Annotated in this window: 11 protein-coding genes and 1 pseudogene; 4 read left to right on the top strand and 8 right to left on the bottom strand. The window is 71.1% G+C overall.

The features are described 5' to 3' along the window. Positions 1-55: 55 nt before the first annotated feature. Positions 56-592, bottom strand: coding sequence for a GNAT family N-acetyltransferase (locus tag K9S39_RS28740; protein ID WP_248866253.1), 537 nt, complete (start codon positions 590-592; stop codon positions 56-58). Positions 593-649: 57 nt separating this feature from the next. Next, the gene (locus K9S39_RS28735) at positions 650-1,297 is read right to left on the bottom strand and encodes a DedA family protein (RefSeq protein WP_248866252.1); all 648 of its coding nucleotides are present in this window, start codon (positions 1,295-1,297) and stop codon (positions 650-652) included. A gap of 346 nt (positions 1,298-1,643) precedes the next feature. Here K9S39_RS28735 and K9S39_RS28730 point away from each other — a divergent pair, with 346 nt between their 5' ends. Continuing rightward, positions 1,644-1,931: a heavy-metal-associated domain-containing protein gene (locus tag K9S39_RS28730; RefSeq protein ID WP_248866251.1), complete on the top strand. Its 288-nt coding sequence runs from the start codon at positions 1,644-1,646 to the stop codon at positions 1,929-1,931. Positions 1,932-2,663: 732 nt separating this feature from the next. Here K9S39_RS28730 and K9S39_RS28725 read toward each other — a convergent pair. The 6 genes and pseudogenes from K9S39_RS28725 to K9S39_RS28700 all read right to left on the bottom strand — a co-directional run. Next, entirely contained in the window at positions 2,664-3,953 is a 1,290-nt protein-coding gene (locus tag K9S39_RS28725) for a citrate synthase (RefSeq protein WP_248866250.1), read from the bottom strand. A gap of 176 nt (positions 3,954-4,129) precedes the next feature. Continuing rightward, positions 4,130-6,340: an SF1B family DNA helicase RecD2 gene (gene recD2, locus K9S39_RS28720; protein ID WP_248866249.1), complete on the bottom strand. Its 2,211-nt coding sequence runs from the start codon at positions 6,338-6,340 to the stop codon at positions 4,130-4,132. Positions 6,341-6,608: 268 nt separating this feature from the next. Then, positions 6,609-7,631 carry a sugar phosphate isomerase/epimerase family protein gene (locus K9S39_RS28715; protein ID WP_248866248.1) on the bottom strand — a complete coding sequence of 341 codons (1,023 nt, stop codon included), beginning with the start codon at positions 7,629-7,631 and terminating at the stop codon, positions 6,609-6,611. Positions 7,632-7,704: 73 nt separating this feature from the next. After that, positions 7,705-8,832, bottom strand: a complete 1,128-nt coding sequence (locus tag K9S39_RS28710; protein ID WP_248866247.1) for a dihydrodipicolinate synthase family protein — start codon at positions 8,830-8,832, stop codon at positions 7,705-7,707. Beyond that, positions 8,829-9,980 carry a Gfo/Idh/MocA family protein gene (locus K9S39_RS28705; RefSeq protein ID WP_248866246.1) on the bottom strand — a complete coding sequence of 384 codons (1,152 nt, stop codon included), beginning with the start codon at positions 9,978-9,980 and terminating at the stop codon, positions 8,829-8,831. Before K9S39_RS28705 ends, K9S39_RS28710 begins: the two co-directional genes overlap by 4 nt. 187 nt (positions 9,981-10,167) lie before the next feature. Beyond that, positions 10,168-10,344, bottom strand: a pseudogene (locus K9S39_RS28700) (MarR family transcriptional regulator); the annotation flags it as partial. Between K9S39_RS28700 and K9S39_RS28695 the strand changes: the two are divergent. The 3 genes from K9S39_RS28695 (at position 10,276) to K9S39_RS28685 (ending at position 14,158) form a co-directional block, all read left to right on the top strand. Then, positions 10,276-11,172, top strand: coding sequence for a helix-turn-helix domain-containing GNAT family N-acetyltransferase (locus K9S39_RS28695; protein ID WP_248866245.1), 897 nt, complete (start codon positions 10,276-10,278; stop codon positions 11,170-11,172). The pseudogene K9S39_RS28700 and the gene K9S39_RS28695 sit on opposite strands and share 69 nt — an antisense overlap. Before the next feature lie 103 nt (positions 11,173-11,275). Further along, a complete protein-coding gene (locus tag K9S39_RS28690) occupies positions 11,276-12,151 on the top strand; it encodes a sugar phosphate isomerase/epimerase family protein (protein ID WP_248869008.1) in 876 nt (291 codons plus the stop codon). Between the two features lie 180 nt (positions 12,152-12,331). After that, a complete protein-coding gene (locus tag K9S39_RS28685) occupies positions 12,332-14,158 on the top strand; it encodes a glycoside hydrolase family 3 protein (RefSeq protein WP_248866244.1) in 1,827 nt (608 codons plus the stop codon). Positions 14,159-14,224 lie beyond the last annotated feature (66 nt).

Here is a 14,224-nt window from a genome sequence, read left to right as displayed (position 1 = left end):
CCGCCGGTCGTACCGCCGGGCGCGCTCCCGGCCCCGCCGCGACCTCCCGGCCCCGCTACGACCGCGCCCGGGCAGCCAGATCCACCCGCCATTCGTTGGACCGCATCAGCCGCCCCTTGGGGTACTCGAATGCGCACTCTCCTACGAGGACGAATCCTGCCTTGCGGCAGACGGTGTTCGACGCGTTATGCGCCACCGAAGGGAACGCGTGCAGGGAGCCGTGCCGCCCTTCGACCCTGGCCGCCGCTATGACTTTCCGTGCCGCCGCCACCGCTATGCCGCGGCCCTGGAACTGCGGCAGCACACCCCACCCCGTCTCGTACACCGTCTCCCCCTTCCAGGTCAGCTCCCAGAAGCCGATCGACCCGACGACGGCCCCCTCCGGCCCGTCCTCCGGCGGCAGCACTATGCGGAACATCCGCCCCGGCCCGTCGAGTTCGAGATATCTCCGGTGACGCGCGAGCACCTGCTCCTCGGCCTCCGGGCCGCCGACATGCTCGGTCATTTCCGGTGTGTTGGCCCTGCGCAGCAGCCCGAGGTCGGCCGCCGTCCACGGCTCGATCCCCACCTGAGGCGCTGTCCGATGCGTCATGAGGACACGGTAGGGGCGACCACCGACAATCACCCCGCGGCTGGGTAAAGGGCCCGGTCAGCGCCGTCCTGACGGTCTGGCGTGGCGTGCCGCCTCCTCCTCTCCGTTCCGGGGACCGCCGCTCTCGCTCTCGCCGCTTTCGCCGGGCGGTACTCGAACCGAGCGGCGGCGCGCCGCCCGCTGGACGGCGCTGCCGACCGCGGCGACCACACAGGAGACGCCGATGCCGATGCCGGCGGCATAGAGCGGGTCGCCCGCGGCGGCGCTGCCGATGTAGCCGAGACCGACGGAGTATGTCGCCCACATCGCCTCGGCGACGCCGGCGCCGGTCGCGAAGTTGCGCAGCGGGTAGCCCAGGACTCCGGACGCCAGCGCGCCGACGATCCGTCCGCTGGGCAGGAACCGTACGCCGATGACGAACGGCAGGCCGTAGCGCTGGATGCTCCGGGAGGTCCACTCCAGCAGTGCCCGGCGGCGGGGCCGGCGCCGCATCCAGTCCCGCACGGGTCCGCCGAACCGGCGTGCCACGAGGTACATCAGGAGATCGCCCAGAAAGGCGCTGCCCGCGACGACCAGCAGGATCAGGGGGAGGAAGGCGTCGCCCTGGGAGGCGAGCACGCCCGCGGTGACGAGCAGACCGGAATTGGGCACCAGCGGTGGCAGGGTGGTGAGGGCCAGCAGGCCGTAGAAGGCGAGTACGTCCATCCGGCCGCCTCCTCGGATCCGCCCCGAGTCCGTACCCCAAGGCTGACGCGCGGCGGGTCACGCGGCAACGCGTGCATTCCGGGACTCTCCGGGCGGCACAACGTGCCGAGCTGGATTGATACCCCCTAGGGGTATAGAGTGGGAGAAGGTCGGGAGGTACCGGTCGTCACCGGAACCCCTCGTGCTGCCGAGCCGCCCCGCCACGGCAGACTTTCCGCACGGCACGCACGCGCACGCACCCTCACGCACGTACAGAGAAACAACGACGTACCGACACCCGCCGCTCCGCCGCACCGCCCATCGGTACGTCGACGCACCGGCACACCGCACCACAAGGAGAATCCCCATGGCCGAGAACAGCTCCTGCTGCACCCCTGAAGGCTCCTGCCACTCCGGCGGCGGCACGGATGTCCAGGTCGGCGCCGTGACCACCACGTACCAGGTCACCGGCATGACCTGTGGCCACTGCGAGAAGGCCGTGTCGGACGAGATCTCGGAGATCGCCGGCGTCAGCTCGGTGCAGGCGGCCGCGGCCACCGGCCGGGTGACCGTCACCTCCAAGGCGCCGCTCGACGACGAGGCGGTGCGCACCGCCGTCGACGAGGCGGGCTACGAGCTCGTGGGCCGGGCCTGACCACGGCGCACCCCGGCGTCCGCCCAGCCGCGCTCAGAGGCGCAGACCGAGCCCGCCGCCAGCGGGTGACGGCCTGCGCCTCACGCACATCCGGATCAATAAGCAACCCGGACCGGCAAGCAGCATGGACCGTCAAGCACCCAGCCCTGGTAAACAACCCGACTCGGTAAGCAACCTGGCGGGGCAAAGGCCGCCATACTCGGCCCGCGGCTCCGGAAATTCACATTGCCGTCACAACTGACACAGGACCCATACACCAGGGCCTCGATCTCCAGATCGCGACCCTTGACCGCATTCGCCCTCATATGGCAAGAGACTCAGATCACACTCATCGGAACGTAACCATTGAGGGGGGTCGTGAGTCTAACCGGGCAGTGCAGGCACCCCGGCGGGGCTTGCACTGCACCAGCCGTGCTGATCTTGGGGGATCGTGCGCGGCTACGCGTGGCCGGGGCGACGCGCCCGGGGAGCTTTGAGCGGCCCTCCCGTATGTGCGCGTCCCGGCAGAGCGCGGTGCGACCCGAGAACGCCCGGACGGATCCCGTGGGGGGAATCCGCCCCGGGATACGGGAAGCGCCCCGCACTCTGGACCCGTGGGGGGATCCGGAGGCGGGGCGTTTCCTCTTTTCCGTGTCTCCGCGTCGGCTTTCCTTTTCCGCGTCGGTCTTGCCGCGTACTTCGGTCGGTCTCGGCTTTCCGTGTACCTCGGTCAGGGCCTTCGGCGGTCCGCTGTCAGCGCTGCTCCACCGGCACGAAGTCGCGCTCGATGACGCCGGTGTAGATCTGCCGCGGGCGGCCGATGCGGGAGCCGGGCTCCGTGATCATCTCGTGCCACTGGGCGATCCAGCCGGGCAGCCGGCCGAGCGCGAAGAGCACGGTGAACATCTCGGTCGGGAAGCCCATGGCCCGGTAGATCAGGCCGGTGTAGAAGTCGACGTTCGGGTAGAGCTTGCGCGAGACGAAGTAGTCGTCGGAGAGCGCGTGCTCCTCCAGCTTGAGGGCGATGTCCAGCAGCTCGTCGGACTTGCCGAGCGCCGAGAGGACGTCGTGCGCCGCCGCCTTGATGATCTTCGCCCGGGGGTCGAAGTTCTTGTAGACGCGGTGCCCGAAGCCCATGAGCTTCACACCGTCTTCCTTGTTCTTCACCTTGCGGATGAAGGCGTCGACGTCGCCGCCGTCGCGCTGGATGCCCTCCAGCATCTCCAGCACGGACTGGTTGGCACCGCCGTGCAGGGGACCCCACAGGGCGTTGATGCCGGCCGAGATCGAGGCGAAGAGGTTCGCCTGCGAGGAGCCGACCAGGCGCACGGTGGAGGTCGAACAGTTCTGCTCGTGGTCCGCGTGCAGGATCAGCAGCTTGTCCAGGGCGCTGACCACGACCGGGTCGAGCTCGTACTCGGCGGCGGGCACCGAGAAGGTCATCCGCAGGAAGTTCTCGACGTACCCGAGGTCGTTGCTCGGGTAGACGACCGGGTGGCCGACCGACTTCTTGTAGGCGTACGCCGCGATCGTCGGGAGCTTGGCCAGCAGCCGGACAATGGAGAGGTGGCGCTGCCGCTCGTCGAACGGGTTGTGGCTGTCCTGGTAGAAGGTCGACAGCGCGCTGACGACCGACGACAGCATCGCCATCGGGTGGGCGTCCCGGGGGAAGCCGTCGTAGAAGCGCTTGACGTCCTCGTGCAGCAGGGTGTGATAGGTGATGTCCTGCTTGAAATTCGAGAGTTCGTCGACGGTGGGGAGCTCACCGTTGATCAGGAGGTACGCGGTCTCGACGAACGTGCTGCGCTCTGCGAGCTGCTCGATCGAGTAGCCGCGGTAACGAAGAATCCCCTGTTCACCGTCGAGATAGGTGATCGCGGATTTATATGCCGCGGTGTTGCCGTAACCGGAATCCAGGGTCACCAGACCGGTCTGGGCGCGCAGCTTCGAGATGTCGAAGCCCTTGTCGCCGACGGTGCTGTCGACGATCGGGTAGCTGTATTCGCCGTCCCCGTAACGCAGTACTACAGAGTTGTCGCTCACGTCATCCCTCACCGACGTTGTGCCTCTTCTTCGAGGTGCCCTGACTGCCTATACCTTCCCCCATTTGGACCTTGGATGTGCACTCGGGGTCGGCCATAGGGCTACCTCGCGACACTCAGTGCCGCCTGAGCGCCCATCCTGCTCCCCTTCGCCCCGATTGAGAAAGAGGCGGCACATCACAACGCGCCGCCGAGCCGGTGATCCAGCGCCGTGTACCGCCGACCGGCGGATACGGTGCGGACGGCCTGTCCGAGAGCCTTCCGGGAGCCGACCAGCACCACCAGACGTTTCGCCCGGGTGACGGCGGTATACAACAAATTGCGCTGCAGCATCATCCAGGCACTTGTGGTGACCGGAATCACCACCGCTGGATACTCACTACCCTGCGAGCGATGGATCGTCACGGCGTAGGCGTGGGCCAGTTCGTCCAGTTCGTCGAAGTCGTAGGGGACCTCCTCGTCCTCGTCGGTGAGCACCGTCAGCCGCTGTTCGTCGGTGTCCAGCGCGGTGACCACACCCACCGTGCCGTTGAAGACGCCATTACGCCCTTTCTCATAGTTGTTCCTGATCTGGGTGACTTTGTCACCTACACGGAAGATCCGGCCGCCGAAGCGGCGCTCCGGCAGGTCGGGGCGGGCCGGGGTGACGGCCTGCTGGAGCAGGCCGTTCAGGGCGCCGGCGCCGGCCGGGCCGCGGTGCATCGGGGCCAGCACCTGGACGTCCCGGCGCGGGTCGAGACCGAACTTCGCCGGGATCCGGCGGGCCGCCACATCGACCGTCAGCCGCCCGGCCTCCTCGCCGTCCTCCTCGGCGAACAGGAAGAAGTCCCGCAGGCCGGTGGTCAGCGGCGGCACTCCGGAGTTGATGCGGTGGGCGTTGGTGACCACCCCGGACTGCTGGGCCTGCCGGAAGATCCGGGTCAACCGGACGGCCGGCACCGGGCCGGGATCGGCGAGCAGGTCGCGCAGCACTTCGCCCGCGCCGACCGACGGCAGCTGGTCGACGTCCCCGACCAGCAGCAGATGCGCACCGGGCGGCACGGCCTTGACCAGCTTGTTGGCGAGCAGCAGATCCAGCATCGACGCCTCGTCGACCACCACCAGATCGGCGTCCAGCGGCCGGTCGGCGTCGTACGCGGCGTCGCCGCCGGGCTTGAGCTCCAGGAGGCGGTGGACGGTGGAGGCGTCCGCCCCGGTGAGCTCCGAAAGCCGCTTGGCGGCCCGGCCGGTGGGCGCCGCCAGCACCACCTTGGCCTTCTTGGCGTGGGCCAGCTCGACCACGGAACGGACCGTGAAGGACTTGCCGCAGCCGGGACCGCCGGTGAGCACCGCCACCTTGCGGGTCAGCGCCAGCCGCACCGCCGCCTGCTGCTCCGGGGCCAGCTCCGCGCCGGTACGCCGGGCGAGCCAGGCCAGCGCCTTGTCCCAGGCGACGTCCCGGAACGCCGGCATCCGGTCCTCGTCCGTGCGCAGCAGCCGGGTGAGCCGGCCGGCCAGGGAGATCTCGGCGCGGTGGAACGGCACCAGATAGACCGCGGTGACCGCCTCGCCGTCCGCGCCGGACGGCAGCTGTTCGCGGACCACGCCCTCCGGGTCGGCCGCCAGCTCGCTCAGGCAGTCGATGACCAGGCCGGTGTCCACCTGGAGCAACTTCACCGCGTCCGTGATCAGTTGTTCCTCGGGGAGGTAGCAGTGGCCCTGGTCGGTGGACTGCGACAGGGCGTACTGCAGGCCGGCCTTGACGCGGTCCGGGCTGTCGTGCGGGATGCCGACGGACTGGGCGATGCGGTCGGCGGTCAGGAAGCCGATGCCCCAGACGTCCGCGGCGAGGCGGTAGGGCTGGTTGCGGACGACGGAGATGGCGGCGTCGGCGTATTTCTTGTAGATGCGCACGGCGATGGAGGTGGAGACGCCGACGCCCTGGAGGAAGACCATGACCTCCTTGATGGCCTTCTGCTCCTCCCATGCCGCGCCGATCATCCGCGTCCGCTTCGGGCCGAGGCCGGGGACCTCGATGAGGCGCCCGGGCTCCTTCTCGATGACGTCGAGGGTGTCGGTGCCGAAGTGCTCGGTGATGCGGTCGGCGATGCGCGGGCCGATGCCCTTGATCAGGCCGGAGCCGAGATAGCGGCGGATGCCCTGGATCGTGGCGGGCAGGACGGTGGTGTAGTTCTCGACGGTGAACTGTTTGCCGTACTGCGGATGGGAGCCCCAGCGGCCCTCCATGCGCAGCGACTCCCCCGGCTGCGCGCCGAGCAACGCGCCGACGACGGTGAGGAGATCGCCCGAACCGCGGCCGGTGTCGACACGGGCGACCGTGTAACCGTTCTCCTCATTCGCGTAGGTGATCCGCTCCAGGACCCCTTCCACCACGGCTGCGTTGACCATGAACCCGACGGTACCGCCGAGGTCTGACAACGCGCCGGACACCCGCGCCTCGGGCCCCGCGTCAGGGACGTCATCGAGGGGCCCGTCCGATGGCCGGGCCCCTCGAATCCCCCTCCGCCGGCCTCCGGATCCCCCCGGACCGCCCCTGTCGAGGCCGACATCAGCTATGACCCCGCTGGACCGCCAACGGTTGCACATATCCGCTGAGTTATTTTCCGGTCACCGGTTGTACCCGGGGCGTACGCCCCCAGGCGCAGGCACTGGGCGCTCACACCACATGCGCCGTGAAGCGGTCCACGACCTCGGCCAGCACCTCCGCGCCGTCCCGTGCCCACAGCCCCGGGTTGAAGATCTCCACCTCGACGGGCCCTCGATAGCCGGTGGCGTCGACCCGTTCCCGGAACCACCGCAGATCCACCGATCCGTCGCCCAGCTGCCCGCGCCCCAGGAGGACGCCCTCGGGCAGCGGGGTGATCCAGTCGGCGAGCTGGAAGGCGGCGATCCGCCCACCCGTCACCCGACCACCACCCCTCACCGACAGGACTCCGCCCTGCCCCCACTCCCCCGTCACCCGACCACCACCCCTCACCGACAGGACTCCGCCCTGCCCCCACTCCCCCGTCACCCGACCACCACCCCTCACCGACAGGACTCCGCCCTGCCCCCACTCCCCCGCAGCACCCCCCATGCCGCCCGCGCGGGCAATCTGCGCACCGATCGTGTCGTCCCACCACAGGTGGTACGTGTCCACCACCACCCCCACCTGCTCGACGGGGAACCGCTCGGCGAGGTCGAGCGCCTGGGCGAGCGTGGAGACCACACACCGGTCCGCCGCGTACATCGGGTGCAGCGGTTCGATCGCCAGCCGTACGCCCCGCTCCGCCGCGTACGGCCCCAACTCGGCCAGCGCGTCCGCGATCCGCTCCCGGGCGCCGCGCAGATCGCGGTTGCCGTCCGGGAGTCCGCCGGAGACCAGGACGAGGGTGTCCGTCCCGAGGGCGGCGGCCTCGTCGATCGCGGCCCGGTTGTCGTCCAGTGCGGCCGCCCGCTCGCCCGGTTCCAGAGCGGTGAAAAAGCCGCCGCGGCAGAGGCTGGTGACGCTCAGCCCGGCATCCCGTACGAGCCGGGCGGCCGCGGCCACCCCGTAATCCCGCACCGGCGCGCGCCACAGGCCCACGCCCCGCACGCCCGCCCGTGCGCACCCGTCCGCCAGCTCCGGGAGCGACCACTGTCTGACGGTCTGCTGATTGAGACTCAGGCGGGCGAGAAGGGTGGGGGTGCCGGCGCTCATGCCGAAACCTCGCTTCGCTCGGCCTTGCATTCGCGAGGCGCGCACCCTTCGTCGATTCGCTCGCTGCGCTCGCTCATGTGCCCGCCGCCCCGTACACCGCGAGCAGGGTGCGCATCCGGGAGGCGGCTAGCTCCGGGTCCGGGAACAGACCGAGCCCGTCGGCCAGTTCGTGGGCGCGCCGCAGATGCGGCAGTGAACGGGCCGACTGGAGGCCGCCGACCATGCTGAAGTGCGACTGGTGCCCGGCGAGCCAGGCCAGCAGCACAACGCCGGTCTTGTAGTAGCGGGTTGGCGCCCGGAAGAGGTGCCGGGAGAGTGTGACGGTCGGGTCCAGAGCGGCCCGGAAGCGTGCGGCACCCTGGGGGCCTTCGGTGTCCAGGAGGCGTACGGCGTCGGCGGCCAGTGGTGCCAGCGGGTCGAAGGCGCCCAGCAGCGCGTGGCTGAAGCCGTGGTCGTCGCCCGCGATCAGCTCGGGATAGTGGAAGTCGTCGCCCGTGTAGCAGCGCACGGTGTCCGGGAGCCGACGGCGCAGCGCCACCTCCCGGCCGGCGTCCAGGAGGGAGACCTTGACGCCGTCCACCTTGCCCGGGTTCGCGGCGATGATCTGCAGGAAGGTGTCCGTGGCGGCGTCGAGATCCGTGCTGCCCCAGTAGCCCTCCAGCGCCGGGTCGAACATCGGGCCGAGCCAGTGCAGGATGACCGGTTCCACGGCCTGGCGCAGGAGCCGGCCGTAGAGCTCCTGGTAGTCCGCGGGCCCGGTGGCGGCCGCGGCGAGCTGCCGGGACGCCATCAGGACCGGCCGGCCGCCGACGTCCTCGACAATCCCGAGCTGCTCCTCGTAGGCGGCCTGGACATCTGCCAATGACGCGCCCGTAGGCGGCAGTTGATCGGTACCGGCGCCGCAGGCCAGCAGGCCGTCGACGACGCGTGCCTCGGCGCCGGAGCGGCGGATCAGTTCGGCGGCGGCCGGCCAGTCCAGCCCCATCCCGCGCTGCGCGGTGTCCATCGCCTCGGCCACCCCCAGGCCATGCGACCACAGGTGGTGGCGGAAGGCGAGGGTGGCGTCCCAGTCGAGGGCGGCCGGGCCGTCCGGGGTGGTGTCGGCGAGCGGGTCGGCGACGACATGGGCGGCGGCGAAGACCGTACGGGAGCGCAGCGGGGGACGCGCGGGCACGGCGGCGGCCACCGGGGCGGCGGTCACCGGCCCGGCTCCGGTACGTCCAGGCGGCGGCCCTCTTGGGACGACCGCAGCCCCAGTTCGGCGAGCTGGACACCGCGGGCGCCCGCCGTCAGGTCCCAGCGCCAGGGTTCGTCGCGGACGACATGGCGCAGGAACAGCTCCCACTGCGCCTTGAACCCGTTGTCGAACGCGGCGTTGTCGGGGACTTCCTGCCACTGTTCGCGGAACGGTTCGGTCACCGGGAGGTCCGGATTCCACACCGGTCTGGGGGTACCGGCGCGGTGCTGGATCCGGCAGCGGCGCAGCCCGGCGACGGCCGAACCCTCGGTGCCGTCCACCTGGAACTCCACCAGTTCGTCGCGGTGCACCCGGACCGCCCAGGAGGAGTTGATCTGCGCGACGATGCCGCCCGCCAGCTCGAAGATCCCGTAGGCGGCGTCGTCGGCGGTGGCCTCGTAGGGCGTGCCCGACTCGTCCCAGCGGCGCGGGATGTGTGTGGTGAGGTGCGCCTGGACGGTTCTGACCGGGCCGAAGAGTTCGTGCAGCACATACTCCCAGTGCGGGAACATATCGGCCGCGATGCCGCCGCTGTCCTCGGCGCGGTAGTTCCAGGAGGGGCGCTGCGCCTGCTGCCAGTCTCCCTCGAAGACCCAGTAGCCGAACTCGCCCCGTACGGACAGGACGCGGCCGAAGAAGCCGCCCTCGACGAGGCGGCGGAGCTTGCGCAGGCCGGGCAGAAAGAGCTTGTCCTGGACGACGCCGTGTTTGACACCCGCCTCCTGGGCGAGCCGGGCCAGCTTCAGCGCACCGGCCGGCCCGGTGGCGGTGGGCTTCTCGACGTACAGGTGCTTTCCGGCGGCGATCGCCTTCTGTACGGCTTCCTCCCGGGCGGCGGTGACTTGGGCGTCGAAGTAGATGTCGATGCCGTCGTCGGCGAGTACGGCGTCCAGGTCGGTGCTCCAGCGGTCCAGGCCGTGGCGTGCGGCCAGCGTCCGCAGTTTGTGCTCGGAGCGGCCGACGAGCACCGGTTCCGGCCAGATCACGGTGCCGTCGCCCAGGTCGAGGCCGCCCTGTTCGCGCAGGGCGAGGAGGGAGCGGACCAGATGCTGGTGGTATCCCATGCGTCCGGTCACGCCGTTCATGGCGATGCGTACGGTCGTGCGCGTCACGGCCGGGCCCCTCTCACAGCGGATTCGGGCGTCGTGCGGTAAGCGCTTTCTACCCCGAGGGGCGGCGGCCTGCGCGGCGGGACACGGACACTCCGGCGCGGTGCGTGTCCGCGAAAAAGCCGTGTGCCTGTCCATATCCCTCGCGTACCCTTGACTCAGTCAAAGGTGGCGGGGGTCGACGACGACAGCCGGCGTCGAGCGACAGCGAAGCCCGCAGATCGGCGGCGTCCACCCGTTCGTGATGGGCGACCTCGTGGAGCACCCGGGCCTCGGTGAGGGTGAACGGGGTGTAGAGATGCCGGCCGTAGTCGAGCGCCCCGACGAGGTTCGTGTAGAAGCGGTTGAATCTGCGCAGCTCGCGGATGTCGGACGTGGCCTCGGCCGCCGCCCGGGCCGTCGTACCGGCTGGGGTGCCGGATGCGGTCTCGGACGCCGTCTCTATCCCAGCCGGCTGCTCGGCAGGTTCGAGGACCGCGAGCTGATCACCCGCGGCAGATCGGAGCAGGATCCCCACCGGCAGCGCATCTCGCTGACGAAGGGCGGCCGGGAGGCGGCGGGCCTGCTGGAGGAGCGCTCGCAGGACGCCGTGGGCTCGCTGCTGGAGCCGCTCCCGGTGGCCGACCGGGCCCGTCTGGTGTCGTCGATGCGGACGATCCGCACCCTGCTGGACGCGGACGCTCCCCGGGAGAGGGCCGAGGCCGCCCCCTCCCCCGAGGTCAGCCTGCGGACCACCAGGCCCGGGGGCCTCGGCTGGATGGTGGAGCGGAACGCCGCGCTCTACGCCGCCGAGTACGGCTTCGACCTCAGCTATGAAGCGCTGGTGGCCCGGATCGTCGCGGAGTACGCCGAGAACTTCGACCCGGAGCGGGACCGCACCTGGATAGCGGAGCTCGGGGGCGAGCGCGCGGGCGCGGTGATGTGCGTTCGGGACGCCCGGCCCGGGACCGCCCGGCTGCGGCTGCTGCTCGTGGAGCCCGCCGCGCGGGGACACGGCGTGGGCGGCCGGCTCGTCGACGCCTGTGTGACCTTCGCCCGCGAGGCCGGATACACCGAGCTGGTGCTGTGGACGAAATCCGTGCTCACCGCCGCCCGGAGGATCTATGAGCGCGCCGGGTTCGAGCTGACCGCCGAGTCGGCGCACCATAGCTTCGGGCAGGATCTGGTCGGCCAGGACTGGCGTCTGGCCCTGTGACGACGTAACCGACTCGGACGACCTGAGCGACGGCGCGGGGAGCGGCATGGAAACCGACAGGGGATCCGGTATGGGATCCGGTACGGGTGGCACCGACGACGGAATGCGGTTCGCGTTCTCCACCCTTGGGGTGCCCGGGATGCCCATGGCGGACGTCGTCCGGCTGGCTGTCCGGGCCGGATATCAGGGGGTCGAGCTGCGCGCCCATCCGGAGGAGCCCGTGCACCCGCTGATCGGGATGCGCGAGCGGGCCGCCGTGCGCGGGCGGTTCACCGACGCCGGGGTGGAGATCCTGGCCGTCGCCGGATACGCCAGGGTCGCCGCCGAGGACGCGGCCGCCGAGGCGGAGCTGGCGCAGGAGCTGGACGAGCTGGTGTTTCTCGCCGCCGATCTGGGGGCGCCGTTCGTACGGGTCTTCCCCGGTGGCGGGAGCCGCCCGGCGGCCGAGGCCGAGGCGGACGCCGCCCGCCGGCTCGCCGCGGTGGCGCCGCTCGCCGCCGACCGGGGCGTCCGGGTCCTGCTGGAGACCCATGACTCGCACCGTACGGGCGCGGCCGCCGCCCGGATCCTGGGCGCCGTGGGCCACCGCAACGTCGGCGCGCTCTGGGACGTCCTGCACGCCTGGCGCGCCGGCGAGGAACCCCTCGACACCCATGCCGCGCTCGCCCCGTATCTGGGCTATGTCCAGGTCAAGGACGTCGCCTCGGCCGAGGACCCCACTCCCCTCCCGCTCGGCGCCGGGGCCGTGCCGCTCGCCGCCGTCCTGGCCACGCTCGGCCACGGGACGGGCCCCGGCGGCACCAGCGGCCCCGGCGGCGCGGTCGGCCGGGAGCCCGGCTGGCTCTGCTGGGAGTACGAGAAACGCTGGTACCCCCAAGCGGCCGAGCTGCCCGGCCTCCTGGCCGCCGGCCGCGAGCACCTGCGGCGCCTCCTCGACACGCCGGTCCCCGTACGGTCACCGGCACCGCCGGCCCGCTAGCCCCTGCCCCGCCCCCTGCCTCCCGGGCACACTGACGCCCCCTCACACAGCGCCGCCCGCCCCGCAATACCTGGGCGCCACCACCCGCACAGTCATTGACCGGCAATAGTTTTCCGGCTATCCGTGTCTCCTTGGAAGTTTCCTTCACTTCGCCGAGGAAGCCCTCCGGAAGGAGCGCACATGCACTCCAGACGTACCGTCCTGACCACCGCGGCCGCCGCGGCCGCCGCCTGTGCCACGGGCACCGCCCCCGCGCACGCCGACGGGCCCGCCCTCGGAAGCCGATCGCCCTCCCCCGCCGTCCTGACCCGGCTGCGGGGCCTCATCTCCCGTATGACGCCGGAGGAGAAGGTCGGCCAGCTCTTCGTGATGCGGGTCTACGGGCATTCCGCGACCGCCCCGGACCCGGCCGACGTCGAGGCGAACCAGAAGGAGATCGGGGTCGCCCATGCCGCCGAGCTGATCGCCAGGTACCACGTCGGCGGCATCATCTACTTCGGCTGGGCGCACAACACCCGCGATCCGCACCAGATCGCCGACCTCTCCAACGGCATCCAGAAGGCCGCCGCCGTCCAGCGCGTCCCCGTCCCCCTGCTCCTCTCCGTCGACCAGGAACACGGCATCATCGCCCGTATCGGCGCGCCCGCCACGCTCTTCCCCGGGGCGATGGCGCTCGGCGCGTCCGGCTCCCGTGACGACGCCCGTACGGTGGCCCGGATCGCCGGCGAGGAGCTGTACGCGATGGGCGTCCGGCAGGACTACGCGCCGGACGCGGATGTCAACGTCAACCCGGCCAACCCGGTCATCGGCGTCCGTTCCTTCGGCGCCGAACCGCAGGCCGTGGCCGGTATGGTGACCGCCGAGGTGAAGGGCTTCCAGGGCGCCGGTGTCGCGGCCTGCGCCAAGCACTTCCCCGGGCATGGTGACACCGACACCGACAGCCATGTCGGGCTGCCGTACATACACCACACCCCCGAGGAGTGGGAGCGGCTGGACGCACCACCCTTCCAGGCCGCGATCGCCGCCGGCATCGATTCGATCATGACGGCGCATATCGTCGTTCCCGCCTTCGACACGAGCGAGGACCCGGCCACCCTCTCCCGGCCGATCCTCACCGGCATCCTGCGCGAACGCCTCGGATACGACGGTGTGGTGGTGACGGATTCGCTCGGCATGGCAGGCGTACGGGCGAAGTACGGCGACGACCGGGTGCCGGTCCTCGCCCTCGAAGCGGGCGTCGACCAGCTGCTCAACCCTCCGGACCTCGCCCTCGCGCACGGCGCCGTCCTCAACGCGCTGGAGAGCGGCGAGCTGGCCTGGCCCGACATCGACCAGAAACTCCTGCGCATCCTGCTGCTGAAGGAGCGGCGCGGACTGTTCACGGATCCGTACACGACGCACCAGGCGGTGGACCGGGTCGTCGGCATCCGTCGTCATCTGGCCACCGCGGACCGGATCGCGGACCGCACCACCACCCTGCTGCGCAACGACGGCGGGCTGCTGCCGCTGTCCCGGCGCCGGGAGCGCCAGGTGCTGGTGGCGGGCGTCGACGCGGCATCCCCGTCCGGCACCGGCGGCCCGCCCACCGCGGTCCTGGCGAACACCCTCGCCGGTCTCGGCTTCACCGCGAGCGCGCTGCCCACCGGCCCGACGCCGACACAGGCACAGATCGACCAGGCCGTGGCGGAGCTGCGCAGGCGGGACGCCGCGGTGGTCGCCACCTACAACGTGACCGCGGATTCAGCACAGCGGAAGCTGGTCGCCGCGCTGCTCGCCACCGGGAAGCCGGTGGTACAGCTGGCGGTCCGCAACCCCTACGACATCGCGCAGTTGGACGGTGTCAGGGCGGGCCTGGCGAGCTACTCCTGGACGGATGTGGAACTGCGGGCCGCGGCACGGGTGATCGCCGGGCAGCGGAAGCCGCACGGCACACTGCCGGTCCCGGTGATGCGCGCCGACGCCCCGGCCACCGTTCTCTACCCGATCGGCCACGGCCTGACGTACTGACACGCCCCCGCCTAACCGCAAGGGCGCGCTCCCCCCACCCGGAGGGAGCGCGCCCTTGTCCCGTCG

The organism is Streptomyces halobius, from assembly GCF_023277745.1.
GTDB classification, from domain to species: Bacteria; Actinomycetota; Actinomycetes; order Streptomycetales; family Streptomycetaceae; genus Streptomyces; species Streptomyces halobius.
Note: the sequence above shows the minus strand (reverse complement) of the source record. Positions and strands in the feature narration are given on the sequence as shown.